An 18,498-nucleotide genomic window follows, 5' to 3' on the forward strand; every position below is an offset into this window, starting at 1 on the left:
GATCCGGGCGTGCCAGCCCCCGCTCGGATCAGGTTGCGCTGGTCACATACTCGACGGGGAGGCTGCGGAAGTGCTTGCGCATCTCCGCTGACGCCGAGCCGCCGACGATGATCCGCGAGAATGCGCCGATATCGGAGAAGAATGCCGATTTGAGACTGCCGAGCTTGCTCGCGTCGATCACCAGGATGCTCTCCATCGCGGTCTCGATGACGGCCTGCTTGACGGCGACCTCGTGAAAATTCGAGCAGCTCGCGCCGCGGGTCCAGTGCACGCCGCCCGCGGAGATGAAGGCCTTGTTGATGCCGAGTCGCCGCAGATAGGACAGGCCGTCGTCCGACGCAAAGGACTGCGACGACGGATGGTAGAGGCCGCCCATCAGCATCACCTGCGTGGCCGGCCGTCGCGTGACGATCGACGCCACGTTCATCGAATAGCAGATCACCGAAAGCGGCAGGTCCTCTGGCAGGCAGTCCGCCAGCGACTGCATCGTCGTGCCGCAATCGATGAAGATCGTATCGCCTTCCTTGATCGAGGCCGCGGCAGACCGGCAGGCGAGGCGCTTGTCCTGGGTGTGCTGATCGATCTCCTGCTCGAACGTGTACTTGATCCCGGTCGGCGACGCCGCATTGACGACGTAGCCGCCGAGCAGCGCCAGCGCGGCGTCCGGCCCGGCGAGATCGCGCCGGACCGTCATTTCGGAAACCTTGAGGAGCTCGGCGGCGTCCTTCAGATGCAGCGTGCCGCTCGATTCGACGGCGCGGCGCAGCCTCTGCAGGCGCTGCACGCGCGTCTCGCTTGGTCGTGCGTTCGATGTTTCAGCCATTTTAATCGCCGGGCTTGCTTATCCGATTGACAATGATCTTACAATGTTGTGAGTTTATCAACGTCGATTTGTTACAATAATAACATCCAGTCCGGCGGGCTGATCGAGGGTCGGGGACGATGTCGTCCGCAGGCCGTCGGCAAACCCCGCGGCAAGGTCAGGGGAGGATCACATGTTGCGATCGACACATTCAGTCTATCTGGCGATCTCGTCGATTCGCTAGGACCGCACGGCGCCTCCATGACGCAGAGCGTCTTCATACAGAATTCGTCCCCATTGGCCGCGCAGCCGCCTTCCCCGGGCGGCGGGCATCAGCTCCCGCGCAACAGTGGTCGCGCGCTCGAGATGGATTGGGTCGACGAGATCAGGATCAATCTGTCGGCCGCCGAACGTCGCGTTGCGAGCTTGCCGGGCCGGCGCACGGTCAAGAAGGACGCGCAGGCGGCGTGGCTTCTCAAGGCGATCACCTGCATCGACCTGACGACGCTCAATGGCGACGATACGACCGAACGGGTGAAGCGCCTCTGCGCCAAGGCCAAAGCGCCGGTGCGCGGCGATCTTCTCGAGCGGCTCGGCTTTGCCGGCCGTGAGCTGCATACCGGCGCGGTCTGTGTCTACCATCGGTTCGTGGCGACGGCCGTCGAAGCGCTCGAAGGATCCGGCATCCCGGTCGCTGCGGTCTCGACCGGATTTCCCGCAGGTCTCGTACCGCACGATCTGAAGCTGAAGGAGATCGAGGCGTCGGTCCGCGACGGCGCGGGGGAGATCGACATCGTCATCACGCGCGAGCATGTGCTGACCAGCGATTGGCGGACGCTTTACGCCGAGGTGCGGGATTTCCGCGCCGCCTGCGGCGACGCGCATCTGAAGACGATCCTCGCCACCGGCGATCTCAAGACGCTGCGCAACGTCGCCAAGGCGTCGATGGTCTGCATGATGGCCGGCGCGGACTTCATCAAGACCTCCACCGGCAAGGAAGGCGTCAACGCGACGCTGCCGGTGACGCTCGCGATGCTGCGGATGATCCGCGTCTATCAGGAGCGCACCGGCTACCAGATCGGCTTCAAGCCGGCCGGCGGAATCTCGACGGCAAAGGACGTGCTCAACTACCAGTTCCTGATGAAGGAAGAACTGGGACGCGGCTGGCTCGAGCCGGACCTGTTCCGCATCGGTGCCTCGAGCCTGCTCGCCGATATCGAGCGACAGCTCGAGCATCACGTGACCGGCCACTATTCGGCCTTCAATCGCCACCCCGTGGGATGAGACTCCAGCGATGAGCGTCGCAAGCTATTTCGAGACCATGGAGTATGGCCCCGCGCCGGAGGCTGACGGCGAGGCACGCGCCTGGCTGGCGCGGCATGACGCCATGTTCGGGCATTTCATCGCCGGCAGGTTCACAGCGCCGCATGCCGGCAAACACCTCACGACGACCGAGCCGGCCACCGGCAAGACGCTGGCGCGCATCGCGCAGGGCGCCGCCGCCGATGTCGAGGCGGCGGTTAGCGCCGCGCGCATCGCGCAGACAGCGTGGGCCAAGCTCGGCGGTCACGGCCGCGCGCGTCATCTCTATGCGTTGGCGCGCATGCTGCAGCGGCACGCCCGGCTGTTCGCGGTGCTGGAGGCGATCGACAACGGCAAGCCGGTCCGGGAAACCCGCGATCTCGACGTGCCGCTCGCTGCGCGCCATTTCCTCTATCACGCCGGCTGGGCGCAGTTGCAGGACCGCGAATTCGCCGATCAGGTGCCGGTTGGCGTGGTCGGGCAGATCATTCCGTGGAATTTTCCGCTGCTGATGCTGGCGTGGAAGATCGCACCGGCGCTCGCCGCGGGCAATACGGTGGTGCTGAAGCCGGCCGAGTTCACCTCGCTCACGGCGCTGCTGTTCGCCGAGCTTTCGGCCGAGGCCGGCCTGCCGCCGGGCGTGTTGAACGTTGTGACCGGCGACGGTGCCACCGGCGCGCTGCTGGTCGAAAGTCCCGGCGTCGACAAGATCGCGTTCACCGGGTCGACCGAGGTCGGGCGGCTGATCCGCCAGTCGACCGCGGGCACCGGCAAATCGCTGACACTCGAGCTCGGCGGCAAGTCGCCATTCATCGTGTTCGACGATGCCGATATCGATGGCGCGGTGGAAGGCGTGGTCGATGCGATCTGGTTCAACCAGGGGCAGGTCTGCTGCGCCGGTTCGCGGCTGCTGCTGCAGGAGGGGATCGCGGATACTTTCCGCAGGCGCCTGATCCGCCGCATGGAGACGCTTCGCGTCGGCATGCCGCTCGACAAGGCGATCGACATGGGCGCAGTGGTCGCGCCGGTGCAACTCGAACGGATCAAGTCGCTGGTCGAGACCGGGGTGAAGGAAGGCGCCGAGAAATATCAGGCGCCCGGTGCGATGCCGGCGGAAGGATGCTTCTATCCGCCGACCCTGCTCTGGAACGTGCATCCGTCCTCGACGGTTGCGACCGAAGAGATTTTCGGCCCGGTCCTGGTGGCGATGACGTTCCGTACGCCCGACGAGGCGGTGATGCTCGCCAACAACACGCGCTACGGCCTTGCCGCCAGCGTGTGGAGCGAGACGATCGGGCTTGCGCTCGATATCGCGCCGAAACTGCTAGCCGGTGTCGTTTGGGTCAATGCGACCAACCTGTTCGACGCCAGCGTCGGCTTCGGCGGCTATCGCGAGTCCGGCTTCGGCCGCGAGGGCGGCCGTGAAGGCATGTACGAGTATCTCAAGCCGAAGGCGTGGAGTGGGCGCAAGGCGCGGGCCGAGGCATCGCCGCTGCCGACGGCTTCCGACGCCAGTGCAGGATTCGATGTGCCGCCGATCGATCGGACGGCAAAACTGTTCGTCGGCGGCAAGCAGGTGCGCCCGGACGGCAATTATTCGCGTCCGGTGCTGTCGCCGAAGGGCCGGCGCCTGGGCGAGGCAGGCGAGGGCAATCGCAAGGATATCCGCAATGCGGTGGCCGCGGCGCGCTCCGCCGAGTCCTGGGCGCGGGCGACGGCGCACAATCGCGCCCAGATTCTCTATTACCTTGCCGAGAATCTTTCCGCGCGCGGCGACGAGTTCGCCCGGCGCATCGCCGACATGACCGGTGTGTCGGCTGCGAAGGCGCGCACGGAAGTCGATGCGAGCATCGAGCGGTTGTTCAGCTATGGCGCCTGGGCCGACAAATTCGAAGGATCCATCCACGCGCCGCCGCTGCGCGGCGTGGCGCTCGCGATGCATGAGCCGATCGGCGTGGTCGGTGTCGCCTGTCCCGACGAGGCGCCGCTGCTTGCCTTCATCAGTCTGGTGGCGCCGCTGATTGCGATGGGCAACCGGGTCGTCGCCGTGCCCAGCGAGCGGCATCCGCTCACCGCGACCGACTTCTATCAGGTGCTGGAGACCTCGGACGTGCCGGGCGGCGTGGTCAACATCGTCACCGGCGATCGCGACGAACTGGTCAAGGTGCTTGCCGAGCATGACGATGTCGACGCGCTCTGGGCGTTCGGATCGCAGGACGCCTCAGCGGCGGCTGAACGATACTCGATCGGCAATCTCAAGCGCACGCTGGTCGATCACGGCCTCGCGCTCGATTGGTACGACAAGGCCGCGAGCGAGGGCCCGATCCTGCTCCGCCATGCGGTGCAGGTGAAGAACATCTGGATTCCGTATGGGGACTAGAGAGATCAGCTTGCGGTGATACCGGGAATCCGGACCGTCAGAGTCCGGCGAATTTGAAGACGAGGGAGGGACGCAACATGCTGAAGGGCATCAATCCACTGCTCAATGCCGACGTGCTCTATGCCCTGCGGGCGATGGGACACGGTGATCGCCTGGTGGTGTGCGACACCAATTTTCCGGCCGACTCGATCGCGCGCCAGAGCGTGCTCGGCAGGCTGCTGCGCATCGACAATGTGAGTGCCGCCCAGGCGGTCGAAGCCGTTCTTTCGGTGATGCCGCTCGATACGTTTGTCGACGATGCCGCGATCCGCATGGAGATCGTCGGCCAGGCTCAGGAAGTGCCGCCCGTGCAGCGCGAGGTGCAGGCCGCGATCGATCGCGCGGAGGGACGGTCCTGGCCGCTGGTCGGCGTCGAGCGCCACGCTTTCTATGAGAAGGCCAAGACGGCCTATTGCGTGATCGCGACGGGCGAGCGGCGCTTCTACGGCTGCTTCCTGTTCAGCAAGGGCGTGATCGGGCCGGACGGGGAGTGACGAGATGAGCAAGAATGGCGTTGCCGTCCTCGGCGTCTTCGTCGTAGACCTCGCGTTCCGCGCCGGCAACATGCCGGCGATCGGCGAGACCATCGCCGGATCGGGATTCGCGATGGGGCCCGGCGGCAAGGGATCCAACCAGGCTGTCGCGGCCGCGCGGGCCGGCGCCGGCGTGAGCTTCATCTCGCGGATCGGCAGCGACGCCTTCGGCGAGCTTGCGATCAAGACCTGGGAGGCCGAGGGAATCCGGCCGCGCGTGGCCAGGACGGCGGAGGCGCCGACCGGAGCGGCGTTCATCTATGTCCACGAGACGCGCGGCGACAACGCCATCATCGTGGTGCCGGGTGCAGCGGGCGGTATCGGTCCGACCGATGTCGACGCGGTGGCGGACGCGATCCGCGACAGCCGCGTGTTTGTGACGCAGCTCGAGCAGCCGGTCGACGCGGCGCGGCGCGGGCTCGAGATCGCGCGCGCCGCCGGCAGCATCACGGTGTTCAATCCGGCGCCGGCGATCCAATTCGACGATGGCCTGTTTGCGCTGTGCGATTATGTCGTTCCCAACGAGACCGAGGCCGAAGCACTGACCGGGATCGCGGTCGGCGACCTCGCCGGAGCCCGTCGTGCCGGCGACGCCCTGTTGGCCAAAGGCGCCGGGACGGCGCTGATCACCCTCGGTGAGCGCGGCGCGCTATTCCATGCGCGGGATCGCTCGCTGCACGTGCTGCCCTTCGCGGCCGGCAAAGTCGTCGAAACCACCGGCGCGGGCGATGCATTCGTCGGCGGCTTCGCGGCGGCGCTCGCGGACGGCGTCGATCCGCTCGAGGCTGCGCGGTTCGGTTCGGCCACGGCGGGAATCTCGGTGACCCGGCCGGGCACCGCGCCCGCGATGCCGCGGCGCGCGGAGATCGAGGCGCTGCTGAGGGGATGATGCTGCGATGATGCGGAATGATCCGATCAAGCATGTCTTCATCTGGCCGGCGGTGCTCGTCGTGCTGGCGATCTCGATCTTTCCGCTGATCTATTCGCTGACCACGAGCTTCCTCAGCTACCGCCTGATTCCGCCGATCCCGCCGCGCGTGGTCTGGCTCGGCAATTATGCGACGTTGTTGCAGGAGCCGCGGTTCTGGAATGCGCTCTTCACCACGACGCTGATTGCGCTGATCGCGGTCGGACTGCAATACGCGATCGGGTTCGGCGTCGCGCTGGCGCTGAACGCGCGGGTGCCGGGTGAGCGGCTGTTCCGCGTCGCCTTGCTGCTGCCCATGCTGCTGGCGCCGGTCGCGGTCGCGCTGGTGGCGCGCATGATCTTCAATCCGACGATGGGACCGCTCAACCAATTCCTGTCGAAGTTCGGCCTGGTCAACCTGCCGTTCCTGACCAATGGACATTGGGCGCTCGCCTGCATCATCGCGGTCGAGGTCTGGCAGTGGACCCCGTTCATCATCCTGATGATGCTGGCCGGCCTGCAAACGCTTCCCGAAGATGTCTACGAGGCCGCCGAGCTCGAGAATGCCAGCGCCTGGCAGCAGTTCTGGGGTATCACCTTTCCGATGATGCTGCCGATCTCGGCCGCCGTCGTCTTCATCCGCCTGATCGAGAGCTACAAGATCATGGACACGGTGTTCGTGATGACCGGCGGCGGGCCGGGCGTGGACACCGAGACGCTGACGCTGTTCGCCTATCAGGAAGGTTTCAAGAAGTTCAATCTTGGCTACACATCGGCGCTCAGCTTCCTGTTCCTGATCGCGATCACGATCATCGGCGTGACTTATCTGGCGCTGCTGCGGCCGCATCTGGAGAAGCGCCGATGAGCGGACAGGGCTTGACGGGACTGTCGCCATGGAGCCGCCGCCTGGTCGCGGTCGGCGTTCTCATCTGGTGCCTGATCACGGTGTTTCCGCTCTATTGGGTGGTGGTCACCGCATTCAAGACGCCGCCCGGCGTCGTCGGCGGACCGACCTATCTGCCGTTCATCGACTTCACGCCGACCTTGCAGCCCTTCATCGATCTCTATCAGGGCATCCGCGGCGAGTTCTTCCGAACCTTCCTGAACTCGACCATCGTTGGCCTGTCCGCGGCGGCCATCGCCACGGCGATCGGCGCGATGGCGGCCTATGCGCTGGTGCGGTTCGAATTCAAGGTCCGCTTCGGCGCGGGCCTCGCGTTCTTCCTGCTCGCGCTCGGCGGCTATCTGCTGTTCAACACGACGTTCGGGTTCACCCGCCCGCAAGCCCTGTTGCTGGCCTTTCCGATCGCGCTGATCGTGGCCGTCGCCGCCAACCGCCTGCCGTTGCCGGGACCGATCCTCGGCAATGAGGACATCCTGTTCTGGTTCGTCAGCCAGCGCATGTTCCCGCCGATCGTCACTGCCTTCGCGTTGTATCTACTCTACAGCGAGATCGGCCGGCTCGGCTTCCAGCTGATCGACAGCTTTGTCGGCCTGACGCTGTGCTACGTCGCCTTCTCGCTGCCGATCGTCGTCTGGCTGATGCGCGACTTCTTCGAGGCTGTGCCGATCGAGGTCGAGGAAGCCGCGATGGTCGACAATGTGCCGAGCTGGCGCATCTTCTTCGGCATCGTGGTGCCGATGTCGATGAACGGGCTGCTGGCGACGTTCATGATCACGCTGGCCTTCGTCTGGAACGAGTTTCTGTTCGCGCTGTTCCTGACCAATTCCAGATGGCAGACGCTGCCGATCCTGGTGGCGGGACAGAACAGCCAGCGCGGCGACGAATGGTGGGCGATATCGGCTGCGGCGCTCGTCGCCATCGTTCCCATGATGATCATGGCGGGCCTGCTCAGCCGGATGATGCGTTCGGGCCTGCTGCTCGGGGCCATCAAATAGCAAAAAACCTTGTAGGGAGGACTAGACGATGTTGCGACGGACGTTCCTGATGCTGACCACCTCGCTCGCGATGGCCTGTGCCGCGAGCCAGGCGAATGCTGCCTGCAGTCCGGACTATACCGGCGTCACCCTGACGGTGGCGTCGCAGACCGGGCCGTATATCGCCTCCGCGCTCAAGCTCGGCGCGGACGAATGGGCCAAGAAGACCTGCGGCAAGGTCAATGTCGTCGAATTCCCGTGGTCCGAGCTCTATCCGAAGATCGCGACATCGCTGACGGCGTCGGACGCGACGTTCGACCTCGTCAGCTTCGCGCCGGCCTGGCTGCCTGATTTCGTGCCCTATCTCAGCGAGATGCCGAAGGAGATGCAGTCCGGCAAGGACTGGGACGATATCGAGCCGGCCTATCGCGAACGGCTGATGGTGTGGGAAGGCAAGATCTACTCGCAGTCGATGGATGGTGACGTCCACACCTATACCTACCGCACCGACCTGTTCAGCGATCCCAAGGAGAAGGACGCGTTCAAGGCCAAATACGGCTACGACCTCGCGCCGCCGAAGACCTGGAAGCAGTATCTCGACATTGCCGAGTTCTTCCAGCGGCCCGACAAGGGGCTGTGGGGAACGGCGGAAGCCTTCCGCCGCGGCGGTCAGCAGTTCTGGTTCTTCTTCAGCCATGCGGCGGCCTACGCCAACAATCCGAACTATCCGGGCGCGATGTTCTTCGACCCCGAGACGATGGACGCGCAGATCAACAACCCGGGCTGGGTGAAGGGGCTCGAGGAATACATCAGGGCATCGAAGCTCGGGCCGCCCAACGCGCTGAACTTCTCGTTCGGCGAGGTGAACGCGGCCGTGGCCGGCGGCCAGGTGGCGGAATCGATCGGCTGGGGCGACACCGGTGTCATCGCGGCCGATCCGAAGCAGTCGAAGATCTCGGGCAAGGTCGGCTCGGCGATGCTGCCTGGCTCGGACGAGATCTGGAACGCCAAGACCAAGAAGTGGGACAAGTTCCCGAGCGTGCTTCCGGGCCCGTTCATGGCATTCGGCGGTTGGCAGATCGCGGTGCCGAAGGCCGGCAAGAACCAGAAGGCGGCGTGGGATTTCGTCAAGACACTGACAAGTCCTGAAGTGTCGGGCCAGGCGGCGATCACCGGGGGCAGCGGCGTCAATCCCTATCGCAAATCGCACACCGCCAATCTGCAACTGTGGAGCAAGATCTTCTCGCCGGAGGAGGCCAAGGAATATCTCGGCGCGCAATCGGACTCCATCAATGCCAAGAACGTCGCGCTCGATATGCGTCTGCCCGGCTACTTCTCTTATACCGAGGTGGTGGAGATCGAGCTCGGCAAGGCGCTGGCCGGCCAGACCACGCCGCAGGCGGCGCTCGACGCGATGGCCAAGGAGTGGAATCGGCTGACCGACGAGTTCGGCCGGGCCAAGCAGCTCGCGGCCTATCGCGCGGCGATGGGCCTTCCGCCGAAGAACTAGCTTTCCAGTGAGACGTCCCGGATGATGCGCGAGCATCGTCCGGGACTTGACTTGCCGTCGACGAAGGGACGGAAAGGATTCCATGGCGCACGTCGAGATCGAGAACGTCAGCAAGGCATACGGGCCCTACAAGATCATTGAAGGGCTCGACCTCAACGTGGCCGACGAGGAGTTTGTCGTGCTTGTCGGCCCGTCCGGCTGCGGCAAGACGACGACGTTGCGCATGATCGCGGGACTGGAGGCGGTGACGAGCGGAACCATCCGCATCGGCAATCGCGACGTGACGCAATTGCGTCCCGGCTTGCGCAATTGCGCGATGGTGTTCCAGAACTACGCGCTCTACCCGCATATGACGGTCGCAGAGAACATCGGCTACGGCATGAAGGTGCGGGGCGAATCGCGCGCCAGCATCGAGAAGGCCGTCAATGACGTGGCGCGCGTGCTGGACCTCGAACAATATCTGCAGCGCCGGCCCAAGCAGCTCTCGGGCGGGCAGCGCCAGCGCGTGGCGATCGGCCGTGCCATCGTACGCAGTCCGGATGTGTTTCTGTTCGACGAGCCATTGTCCAATCTCGACGCCAAGCTCCGCATCGAGATGCGGACCGAGATCAAGGCGCTGCACCGCCGTCTCGCCAAGACGATCGTCTATGTCACGCACGACCAGGTCGAAGCCATGACCATGGCCGACCGCGTCGTGGTGATGAACCGCGGCCGCATCGAACAGGCGGCCGATCCGATCACGATCTACGAGAAGCCCAGCAATCTCTTCGTCGCCGGCTTCATGGGCGCGCCCAGCATGAACTTCATCGATGGCGAGATCGTTGCCCGCGACGGCGCGCTCACCTTCACCGAGCCGTCGGGCACGGCGTTGAGAGTGCCGAAGTCACGCGAGGCGGCCTATGCCGGCAGCGTCGGCAAGCCCGTGGTGCTCGGCGTCAGGCCCGACCATGTGTTGCGGCAAGACGCGCCGGCGGGCTCTTCCGTCCGGATCCTTGTGAAAGACGTCGAGCCGCTCGGGCCGCACACGCTGGTGATCGGGACCGTCGGCCCATTCGCGTTCACGGCGCAAATGCCGGTCGGCGTCGCCGCGGAACCGGATCATGTCATCGACGTCGCGCTCGATCTTGAGCGAACGCACTTGTTCGACAAGGCGTCTGGGACGGCTATTTGCTGATCCGCCGCAGCCTGGCTCGACAACCGCCTGCCTAGCTTAAGAAACCTCGCGCGCGCCGGACCGTATCGGACGGATACAGGCCGAAGGCCGAGCGGTACACCGCCGCGAAACGGCCCATATGCGTAAAGCCCCACTTCAGGGCAACTTCGCTAACCGGAAGCATGTTCTCCGGTCGCGACAGCTCATCGTGGATGGCCTCAAGCCGAATTTGCCGCAAATAGGCGACCGGCGTCGTGCCGTGGGTTTTGCGGAAGCCCAATTGCAGCAACCGGCTGCTGACCCCAACCGTTGCGGCAATATCCGATATCGTCAGCGGCAGATGCGGATTGGCCCGCATATACTCGACCGCACGGCGAATGTAGCGCGGCGGCGCATCCAGCGGGTGGCGGCTCAACCGGTCCGTCAACCGATGAGGAACGTTCTCAAGGATGAGCTGTATCGCTGCTTCCGATAGCAGCGCGCTGGCTTTCGGAGAGCGTACCAGGATCCCGTCATACAAACCGGTGGTGCTCGTGCGGACAAGCTGAAGAAGCGTCTGTCCAATGCCGGTCGACAAGTCGACGATCGGCGTCAGATTGAGATCTTCCAGCGCCGTGCTCCCGAACGTTGCAGACAGCACCTTGGTAACTACGCCCGTATGCAAGGTGAGCGTGACACTTGAGTATCGTCCATCGACCGCTTCGACCCGCTGCGCCTGCATCGTCGGAAGGGGCACGATGGCGATGTCGGAGGGGGTCCGCTGGATGCTCTTTCCTGCAATGAGCATTTCGGCCTGGCCGGCATTCAGCAGGCTTATTGCGAGCTCTCCGGCAGAATTCTCGTACGAATAGCGCCAATCCCAACCGGCCGACAGATCGGCCCGTACGACATCAATTTCCGCGCCGATGGCTATATCCGCATGCCAGCGAAACGATTCGTCGGGGCGCGGCGAGGAATGCGCATTGATCCCGTGGGGGTGGAGCATTTCAAGGAGTTCTTCAAACGAAGATCCCGATCGCGCGGGAGGTGCAGCGAGTACGTCTTCGACCATCAAATCCCAACCATCGGATGATTGCTGTTTCGCGGATTGCCCGATCCATCAGACCGGTTTTCCGCTGTTCAGGGGCGTCCGCCCGCACGCATGGACCGCATCACCACACTAGCACAGCTTTGGTGATTTCGGGTCGCGTGCCCTTTCTCACAATTTCTTCAATATCCGAATAGCGAACAGAATATCCAGATCGCGCAATCGAGCCGCGAAAGCTAGCATTTGATCTAATCCGCTCGCCTGCATCGAACGAACGTTCCGATTCAATCCGCCGCGCCGACATCCGAGAGCACCAGCGGATGCACAGCATTCGCGATCGACTGTCCTAGCCACAATCCGAACGCCTCCATCCGGAATGCGACGTCGTCCATGGACTCGTAGCCCATTTGGCCTAAATCGTCACGACCAACTCAAACGGGTTATGAAAGCATGCTTACAAGGATTACTTGCGTACTCGCGCTTACAGTTCTTTCGTCCATGCCTGCGCTGGCCGATGGTTGCGCAGATCACGTCCAGAGCACCGGCGTTCCGATGGTAACGGGCATGACGCACAAGACCTGGATGATCTTCCCGTCGGTCAATCCCGGTGCCGCCCTCGACAAGGTGTCCCGCGCCGTTCTGGCGGAGGGTTTTGTCGGTGTGAACGTCGACAAGAAACTCGGCACGCTGACCACCCAGCAGGAGACCACCGGATCCGGCCGTCCACAAACGTTGCAGGTCGTCGTCCGCAAGGACGGCAAGGGTAGCCGCGTCGATGCGACCTTCAGCTTGCCGCCGGGGCAGTTGGCTCCAGGCGTCGGCGATAACCTCTGCCGCGTCGTGAACGCAGCCGGCCAATGAGCCCATCTGTGAAGCAGGCTGACGCGCGAATTGTAACCGGCCGCGCGTGTCCGGGTGTCGTCCGGTCCGGGACCAGGCGAGCCCATCCATGTCGAGGGAATCGGGATGCAGGTGCCGGCCTGCGCCACAGCAATGAAGGAGGAGATCTGATGCGTAGGGCTCGCTTTGCGAAAGTTGTTTTGATGGCCGCCACCGGTGCCATGGTGTTTTCGGCCTCCGCCATTTCGGCTCCGTTGCAGCACGGCGCCGGCGTTGCGGCGGCAGTGCCGTCGTTGACCGAGAAGGTCTGGTGCCGTTACGGGCAGTGCTATGACAATGGCGGCGGCGCTGCCGTCGGCGGATTGGTCGGTGGCCTCATCGGCGGCGTCATCGCGGCCGGTGCAGCCAACGCGGCCGCGCAGCAGGAAGCTGCCGCCGCCCAGCAGCACGCGGCGTCCTGCGCCCAGCGCTATCGCTCGTACGATGCGGCGTCGAACACGTTCCAGGCAAAGGACGGCCGGCGGTATTCCTGCCAGTGAGACTGCAGCAGGCTTGCGGCACCGGAATGGCGGAGTGAAACCGCCGCTCCAGGCAATAATCCTCGGCGCCGAGCTGAGCACGAATGGAGCTCCGGCCAGTGAGCCGGAGCAGGCGTTCGAGCGCCCCAGGAGCCGCAACGTGGCTTGCGAATTGGCCAGGACCTTTGACTGAACGGGTTCCCGCGCTGCGCCCGGATGCGCGGATCGAGCGGATTTGTCGGGAATCGCAGAGCAGGCGGTCCACGGCGGCTTCTGACCCGATCGTTTTCTATGCTATCACGCGATCCGTCGAAACTGCGCTCGTGGCAAAATCTGCCCGAACCTTACGAATCCGGATCTCGATGATGTTGTCGCTTCCCAAGACCAAAATACGCGTGCTGCTGCTGGAGGGCGTGAACGAATCCGCGGCCCGGATGTTCGAGGCGAACGGCTATACCGAGCTGCAACGTCTGCCCAAGGCGCTGGGACCCGGAGAACTCAGGCAAGCGCTGTCGGGCATCCATATGCTGGGAATTCGCTCGCGAACCCAGTTGACCGCGGAGATCCTGGAGGCTGCCGACCGATTGCTCGTTGTCGGCTGCTTTTCGGTCGGCACCAATCAGGTCGATCTCGACGCCGCGCGGAAGCTCGGGATCCCCGTCTTCAACGCGCCGTACTCCAACACCCGCAGTGTGGCGGAGCTGACCATCGCCGAGATCGTGATGCTGTTCCGCCGGATCTTTCCGCGTTCGGTCTCCGCACATGCCGGCGGCTGGGACAAGTCCGCCGAAGGCAGCCGCGAGGTGCGCGGCAAGACGCTCGGCATCGTCGGCTACGGCAACATCGGCTCGCAGCTGTCGAACCTCGCCGAAGCCATGGGCATGCGCGTGATCTATTTTGATCAGACCGACAAGCTCCGCCATGGCAATACCGAGCCCGCCGAATCGCTCGACGCGTTGCTCGCAGCCAGCGACGTCGTATCGCTGCATGTGCCGGAGACGCCGGCCACCGCCAACATGATCGGCGCGGCCCAGCTCCAGCTGATGAAGCCTGAGGCCTATCTGATCAACAACTCGCGCGGCACCGTGGTCGATCTCGATGCGCTGGCGAGCGCACTGCGTGAGGGCCGGTTGGCGGGTGCCGCGGTCGACGTGTTTCCGGTTGAGCCGGTGTCGAACCAGGCGCGCTTTGTCTCGCCGCTGCAAGGTCTCCCTAACGTCATCCTCACGCCGCATGTCGGCGGTTCGACGGAAGAGGCGCAGGATCGCATCGGCGGCGAGGTTGCACGCAAGCTGATCGATTATTCCGATGTCGGATCGACCTTCGGCGCGGTCAATTTTCCGCAGGTGCAATTGCCGGCGCGCCCGACCGGCACCCGTTTCATCCATGTTCATCGCAACGTTCCCGGCGTCATGCGCCAGGTCAACGATGCGGTCTCCCGGCACGGGATCAACATCCTGGCGCAATATCTGCAGACCGATCCGGAAGTCGGCTATGTCGTGCTCGAGACCGACGTGGTCGGCGGCGAGGGCGAGGGACTCCTGGCCGATTTAAAGGCCATTGACGGCACGATCCGCGTGCGGGTGCTGTACGACCAGAACCGGCCGCAGGGGTGATCGACTTCGTCAATCAGCCGAGAACCCGAACGGAACGCTCGAGGTCCTGAAATCGTCGGGAAGAATCTCGCGTCCGATCGGCGGCGCCGACCGCGCCGCGCATCTTGGGCGATGGCAGACCCGGCATGCGACGCCGATCGGCGTCGGCTCGTCGGCGTTCGGCCCCTGTCCGTCGCGCGTGTAGATCAACTGGCCGGCATGTTCGGCGGCGCAGCCGATCGCGATCGCCCGCTCCACACGGATGGCGCCGAACGCGCCGCCGCCGGCGGTCACGGTGCGGGCGATCGAAAAGAACCGCTGCCCGTCGGGCAATTCCAGCCATTGCGTGACGATCTGGCGCGGCGTCTTGAAGATATCGTGCACTGACCAAAGCGGACATGCGCCGCCGTGCTTTGCAAACGGGAAGCCGGCGCCGTCAAGCAGCTTGGAAATGTTGCCGGCCGGATCGACCCGGATCAGGAAGAACGGGACCTTCTCCAGGCCCGGCCGTTGCAAGGTCGTGACGCGGTGCGCGATCTGCTCGAAGCTGGTGCCGAATTGCCGCGCCAGCGCCTCCAGATCGTAGCGGCGCGCCTCGGCCGCTTTCGCGAACACGGAATACGGCATGATGAGTGCTGCGGCGGCATAGGCCGCAAGCGCACGGCGGGCCAGCAGCTCGGCGCTTTTGGTCGTGAACTTGCCGGCTTCGACGGCGGCGCCGATCTCGTTTTCCAGTTCCAGATAGGCAAGTTGCTTGGCCAGCTGAAAATTCAGGCCCGCGGTATCGAGCGAGTCCTCCAGCAGCAATTGTCTGCGATGAAGGTCCAGTCGCCTGATCGAACCCAGCATGACGTTCGGCGGCAGATAGCGGACCTGGAGTTTATGCCGCTCCCGAAGCCGCTCGATAAACCCGGCCGGCCCGGCAGGTTCGTGGACGAGCCGCTCGGCGGCATCGTCGAGGCTGGCAAAATTGTTGCGGCGCGCGGCGAGAAAGCGCCGGACTTCCGCGACGGGATCGTTGGCGTCAAAGTTCTCCTGACCCGGTGAAGCGATCGCCAGGTCCGGAGCTCGTCGCTCTGCAAGCGCCAGCTGCTCTTCGCGGTAGGCGGTGTAGAGGCGCAGGAACGCCTCGGTCATTCCGGGATAACTGACCGCGAGGTCGCTGACCTCGAGCGCGGGGATGTCGATGTCGGCAAACATCGGCTCCTTCAGGACGGACTGCATGCGGGCGGTATGATCGGCGCCGCCGTCACCGGCGAGGTCGGCCAGATCGATCTTGTAGGTGCGGGCGAGCCGCAGCAGCATGTCGGCCGTCACCGGACGCTGATTGCGTTCCAGCAGCGCCACATAAGGGGCCGAGATTTCGAGATCGGCGGCCATGTCGGCCTGGGTCAGCCCGAGGTCGCGCCGCAGCCGGCGCAGTCGTGGACCCATGAAAACGGAACGGGCGCTTGAGGTTACCATCGCCTTATCCAAGGTTTGTAAGATTCTTACAACAATACATCGGTTTCTTGTAAGTTATGACAAGTTTTCCGCGCCAGGTCTAGCTCCCGATGACGCCGCGCGTCACAAACGGTGCAGTTATTTCGTCACCGAAGGGATCACGGACATGAACTTCCAACCGCGCGGGATCAGCGACCGGGCCATCCAGGGACCGGCTTCGTATCAGAGCGAGATCGAGGCGGCCGAAGCGCTGCTCAAGAACAAGGACACCTGGAACGGCGTCACCGCCGAAGCCGTGGCGCGGATGCGCCTGCAGAACCGCTTCAAGACCGGTCTGGATGTCGCCCGTTACACGGCTGCGCTGATGCGCGCCGACATGGCGGCCTATGACGCCGACAGCACCAAGTACACCCAGTCGCTCGGCTGCTGGCACGGCTTCATCGCCCAGCAGAAGCTGATCTCGGTCAAGAAGCACTTCGGCAATACCGACCGCCGCTATCTGTATCTGTCCGGCTGGATGATCGCGGCGCTGCGCTCCGAGTTCGGCCCGCTGCCGGACCAGTCGATGCATGAGAAGACCTCGGTGCCGGCCCTGATCGAGGAACTCTACACCTTCCTGCGTCAGGCGGATTCGCGTGAGCTCAACGACATCTTCCGTGCGCTCGATGCGGCTCGCAAGGAAGGCGACAAGGCCAAGGAAAAGGCGCTGATCGAGAAGATCGACAACTTCCAGACCCACGTCGTGCCCGTCATCGCCGACATCGACGCCGGCTTCGGCAATGCCGAGGCGACCTATCTGCTTGCCAAGAAGATGATCGAGGCGGGTGCCTGCGCCCTGCAGATCGAGAACCAGGTCTCCGACGAGAAGCAGTGCGGCCACCAGGACGGCAAGGTCACCGTGCCGCACGAGGTGTTCATCGCGAAGATCCGCGCCTGCCGCCATGCGTTCCTCGAGCTCGGCGTCGAAGACGGCATCATCGTGACTCGCACCGACTCGCTCGGTGCCGGCCTGACCCAGCAGATCGCCGTGAGCCACAAGCCCGGCGACCTCGGCGATCAGTACAACAGCTTCCTCGACTGCGAGGAAGTGACGGCGGCCAACGCGCGCAACGGCGACGTCATCATCAACCAGAACGGCAAGATGATGCGTCCGAAGCGTCTGCCCAGCAACCTCTACCAGTTCCGTCCCGGCACCGGTGCGGATCGCTGCGTGCTCGACTGCATCACCTCGCTGCAGAACGGCGCCGACCTCTTGTGGATCGAGACCGAGAAGCCGCATATCGAGCAGATCGCTTCGATGGTCGATCGCATCCGCAAGGTCATTCCGAACGCGAAGCTGGCCTACAACAACTCGCCGTCGTTCAACTGGACGATCAACTTCCGTTGGCAGGTCTATGACGCGATGAAGGAAGCCGGCCAGGATGTCAGCAAGTACAACCGTGCCGAGCTGATGAAGCCGGAATACGACGAGACGCCGCTGGCGATCGAAGCCGACGAGCGCATCCGTACCTTCCAAGCGGATTCGGCCAAGCGCGCCGGCATCTTCCACCATCTGATCACGTTGCCGACCTATCACACGGCGGCGCTGTCGACCGACAATCTCGCGAAGGAGTATTTCGGCGAGCAGGGCATGCTTGGCTACGTCAAGAACGTGCAGCGCGCGGAGATCCGCCAGGGCATCGCCTGCGCCAAGCATCAGAACATGGCGGGCTCCGACATCGGCGACGATCACAAGGAGTACTTCGCCGGTGAGGCTGCCCTCAAGGCGGGCGGCGCCCACAACACGATGAACCAGTTCGGCTAATCGATCGAACGGATCATTCGACTATCGGCTGGGCGGTCTGGCGCGCGAGCAGCCTGGCCTGTCCGCCGGCGGCGGGGCGATTTTCGACCACGGTGACGCGGTCGAGATCGCCCCGTAACGTTTTTGGGCCCGCTTCCCCTCAAGCCCGTCCATTTGCAGAGGTTCGCGCGTTGCACGCGTGTGTGGTAATGCGTCGCTGCGATCTCGAGGGCATGCCGCGCGATGAGTGTCGGGCACTACGCATCCGCCGTCACTAGCTCCGCCGTGATGGAACTGCTGAAGCCGTTCGATCCCCGTATCGTCGGAACGCTGCCGCTCGGCCTTGCTGTGCCCGGCAGCGACATCGATATCGTCTGCCATGCGTCCGACCCGAACGCATTCGCGGACATCGTTTGGGCTCACTATCAAGCGTGCGATGATTTCGTCCTCTTCCGGTGGACCTCGGGGACGCGGCCGGTAATTGCCCGCTTTGTGTGCGACGGCTGGCCGTTCGAACTGTTCGGTGATCAATATCCGGTGGAGCAGCAGCGAGGCTGGATCCACTTCGAGGTCGAACGGCGGCTCCTTGCCCTTGATGATGGACGGCTGCGGCGAGCCGTCAGCGAATTGAGGGCAGGCGGTCTCAAGACCGAGCCTGCGTTCGCTGCCGTGCTCGGGATATCGGGCGATCCCTACCGTGGATTGCTTGAGCTCGCGGCCGAAACCGACGCCGAGTTACGTGCGCGGCTCGCGGCGTGCGATTTCGGCCGATCGACAATTTGCTGAAA

The 18,498-nt window shown here is 64.2% G+C and carries 17 protein-coding genes; 13 read left to right on the plus strand and 4 right to left on the minus strand.

Features of this window, described 5'->3' with window-relative positions; genetic code table 11:
* Positions 1-28: 28 nt before the first annotated feature.
* Positions 29-823: a DeoR/GlpR family DNA-binding transcription regulator gene (locus AC1VNY_RS20980; RefSeq protein ID WP_482406623.1), complete on the minus strand. Its 795-nt coding sequence runs from the start codon at positions 821-823 to the stop codon at positions 29-31.
* Positions 824-1,063: 240 nt separating this feature from the next.
* Between AC1VNY_RS20980 and deoC the strand changes: the two genes are divergently transcribed.
* The 8 genes from deoC to AC1VNY_RS21020 all read left to right on the plus strand — a co-directional run bounded on the left by deoC (position 1,064) and on the right by AC1VNY_RS21020 (position 10,525).
* Positions 1,064-2,086 carry a deoxyribose-phosphate aldolase gene (gene deoC / locus AC1VNY_RS20985; RefSeq protein WP_482406624.1) on the plus strand — a complete coding sequence of 341 codons (1,023 nt, stop codon included), beginning with the start codon at positions 1,064-1,066 and terminating at the stop codon, positions 2,084-2,086.
* Between the two features lie 10 nt (positions 2,087-2,096).
* Positions 2,097-4,484 carry an aldehyde dehydrogenase family protein gene (locus AC1VNY_RS20990; RefSeq protein ID WP_482406625.1) on the plus strand — a complete coding sequence of 796 codons (2,388 nt, stop codon included), beginning with the start codon at positions 2,097-2,099 and terminating at the stop codon, positions 4,482-4,484.
* Between the two features lie 77 nt (positions 4,485-4,561).
* Positions 4,562-5,017 (plus strand): RbsD/FucU family protein, encoded by a 456-nt coding sequence (locus AC1VNY_RS20995; RefSeq protein ID WP_411782468.1) that lies wholly within the window; start codon positions 4,562-4,564, stop codon positions 5,015-5,017.
* 4 nt (positions 5,018-5,021) lie between these two features.
* On the plus strand, positions 5,022-5,945 hold the full coding sequence (locus AC1VNY_RS21000; protein WP_482406626.1) for a ribokinase: 924 nt from the start codon (positions 5,022-5,024) through the stop codon (positions 5,943-5,945).
* A 7-nt stretch (positions 5,946-5,952) separates the two neighbouring features.
* Positions 5,953-6,828 (plus strand): carbohydrate ABC transporter permease, encoded by an 876-nt coding sequence (locus AC1VNY_RS21005; RefSeq protein ID WP_028337040.1) that lies wholly within the window; start codon positions 5,953-5,955, stop codon positions 6,826-6,828.
* The gene (locus tag AC1VNY_RS21010) at positions 6,825-7,862 is read left to right on the plus strand and encodes a carbohydrate ABC transporter permease (RefSeq protein ID WP_482406627.1); all 1,038 of its coding nucleotides are present in this window, start codon (positions 6,825-6,827) and stop codon (positions 7,860-7,862) included. The genes AC1VNY_RS21005 and AC1VNY_RS21010 overlap by 4 nt, the downstream gene beginning before the upstream one ends.
* 49 nt (positions 7,863-7,911) lie before the next feature.
* On the plus strand, positions 7,912-9,351 hold the full coding sequence (locus AC1VNY_RS21015) for an extracellular solute-binding protein (RefSeq protein ID WP_346657090.1): 1,440 nt from the start codon (positions 7,912-7,914) through the stop codon (positions 9,349-9,351).
* Positions 9,352-9,433: 82 nt separating this feature from the next.
* Positions 9,434-10,525, plus strand: coding sequence for an ABC transporter ATP-binding protein (locus tag AC1VNY_RS21020; protein ID WP_482406628.1), 1,092 nt, complete (start codon positions 9,434-9,436; stop codon positions 10,523-10,525).
* Between the two features lie 31 nt (positions 10,526-10,556).
* On the opposite strand, the gene AC1VNY_RS21025 is transcribed toward AC1VNY_RS21020, so the two are convergent.
* Positions 10,557-11,555, minus strand: coding sequence for a helix-turn-helix transcriptional regulator (locus tag AC1VNY_RS21025; RefSeq protein ID WP_482406629.1), 999 nt, complete (start codon positions 11,553-11,555; stop codon positions 10,557-10,559).
* Between the two features lie 260 nt (positions 11,556-11,815).
* The gene (locus tag AC1VNY_RS21030; RefSeq protein ID WP_461194805.1) at positions 11,816-11,938 is read right to left on the minus strand and encodes a hypothetical protein; all 123 of its coding nucleotides are present in this window, start codon (positions 11,936-11,938) and stop codon (positions 11,816-11,818) included.
* A gap of 157 nt (positions 11,939-12,095) precedes the next feature.
* Between AC1VNY_RS21030 and AC1VNY_RS21035 the strand changes: the two genes are divergently transcribed.
* From AC1VNY_RS21035 to serA, 3 genes are all read left to right on the plus strand, one after another.
* The gene (locus tag AC1VNY_RS21035) at positions 12,096-12,392 is read left to right on the plus strand and encodes a hypothetical protein (RefSeq protein WP_244435956.1); all 297 of its coding nucleotides are present in this window, start codon (positions 12,096-12,098) and stop codon (positions 12,390-12,392) included.
* A 149-nt stretch (positions 12,393-12,541) separates the two neighbouring features.
* Entirely contained in the window at positions 12,542-12,910 is a 369-nt protein-coding gene (locus tag AC1VNY_RS21040; protein ID WP_482406630.1) for a BA14K family protein, read from the plus strand.
* Positions 12,911-13,251: 341 nt separating this feature from the next.
* Complete coding sequence (serA, locus tag AC1VNY_RS21045) at positions 13,252-14,505, plus strand: phosphoglycerate dehydrogenase (RefSeq protein ID WP_482406631.1); 1,254 nt, start codon at positions 13,252-13,254, stop codon at positions 14,503-14,505.
* Positions 14,506-14,514: 9 nt separating this feature from the next.
* On the opposite strand, the gene AC1VNY_RS21050 is transcribed toward serA, so the two are convergent.
* Positions 14,515-15,948 (minus strand): helix-turn-helix domain-containing protein, encoded by a 1,434-nt coding sequence (locus AC1VNY_RS21050; protein ID WP_482406632.1) that lies wholly within the window; start codon positions 15,946-15,948, stop codon positions 14,515-14,517.
* 145 nt (positions 15,949-16,093) lie between these two features.
* On the opposite strand from AC1VNY_RS21050, the gene AC1VNY_RS21055 reads away from it, so the two are divergent.
* The gene (locus AC1VNY_RS21055) at positions 16,094-17,731 is read left to right on the plus strand and encodes an isocitrate lyase (RefSeq protein WP_482406633.1); all 1,638 of its coding nucleotides are present in this window, start codon (positions 16,094-16,096) and stop codon (positions 17,729-17,731) included.
* Between the two features lie 222 nt (positions 17,732-17,953).
* Entirely contained in the window at positions 17,954-18,496 is a 543-nt protein-coding gene (locus tag AC1VNY_RS21060) for a DUF4269 domain-containing protein (RefSeq protein WP_482406634.1), read from the plus strand.
* The last annotated feature ends 2 nt before the right edge of the window (positions 18,497-18,498 follow it).

The organism is Bradyrhizobium ferriligni, assembly GCF_056837965.1.

Excerpts from the sequence above, each read along its gene's own strand:
- AC1VNY_RS21000 (WP_482406626.1), top strand. The coding sequence starts at position 5,022 with ATGAGCAAGAATGGCGTTGCCGTCCTCGGCGTCTTCGTCGTAGACCTC.
- deoC (WP_482406624.1), top strand. The coding sequence starts at position 1,064 with ATGACGCAGAGCGTCTTCATACAGAATTCGTCCCCATTGGCCGCGCAG.
- AC1VNY_RS21010 (WP_482406627.1), top strand. The coding sequence starts at position 6,825 with ATGAGCGGACAGGGCTTGACGGGACTGTCGCCATGGAGCCGCCGCCTG.
- AC1VNY_RS21005 (WP_028337040.1), top strand. The coding sequence starts at position 5,953 with ATGATGCGGAATGATCCGATCAAGCATGTCTTCATCTGGCCGGCGGTG.
- AC1VNY_RS21030 (WP_461194805.1), bottom strand. The coding sequence starts at position 11,938 with ATGGGCTACGAGTCCATGGACGACGTCGCATTCCGGATGGAGGCGTTC.
- AC1VNY_RS20990 (WP_482406625.1), top strand. The coding sequence starts at position 2,097 with ATGAGCGTCGCAAGCTATTTCGAGACCATGGAGTATGGCCCCGCGCCG.
- AC1VNY_RS21060 (WP_482406634.1), top strand. The coding sequence starts at position 17,954 with ATGAGTGTCGGGCACTACGCATCCGCCGTCACTAGCTCCGCCGTGATG.
- AC1VNY_RS21055 (WP_482406633.1), top strand. The coding sequence starts at position 16,094 with ATGAACTTCCAACCGCGCGGGATCAGCGACCGGGCCATCCAGGGACCG.
- serA (WP_482406631.1), top strand. The coding sequence starts at position 13,252 with ATGATGTTGTCGCTTCCCAAGACCAAAATACGCGTGCTGCTGCTGGAG.
- AC1VNY_RS21040 (WP_482406630.1), top strand. The coding sequence starts at position 12,542 with ATGCGTAGGGCTCGCTTTGCGAAAGTTGTTTTGATGGCCGCCACCGGT.
- AC1VNY_RS21020 (WP_482406628.1), top strand. The coding sequence starts at position 9,434 with ATGGCGCACGTCGAGATCGAGAACGTCAGCAAGGCATACGGGCCCTAC.
- AC1VNY_RS21015 (WP_346657090.1), top strand. The coding sequence starts at position 7,912 with ATGCTGACCACCTCGCTCGCGATGGCCTGTGCCGCGAGCCAGGCGAAT.
- AC1VNY_RS20980 (WP_482406623.1), bottom strand. The coding sequence starts at position 823 with ATGGCTGAAACATCGAACGCACGACCAAGCGAGACGCGCGTGCAGCGC.
- AC1VNY_RS21035 (WP_244435956.1), top strand. The coding sequence starts at position 12,096 with ATGACGCACAAGACCTGGATGATCTTCCCGTCGGTCAATCCCGGTGCC.
- AC1VNY_RS21025 (WP_482406629.1), bottom strand. The coding sequence starts at position 11,555 with ATGGTCGAAGACGTACTCGCTGCACCTCCCGCGCGATCGGGATCTTCG.
- AC1VNY_RS21050 (WP_482406632.1), bottom strand. The coding sequence starts at position 15,948 with ATGGTAACCTCAAGCGCCCGTTCCGTTTTCATGGGTCCACGACTGCGC.
- AC1VNY_RS20995 (WP_411782468.1), top strand. The coding sequence starts at position 4,562 with ATGCTGAAGGGCATCAATCCACTGCTCAATGCCGACGTGCTCTATGCC.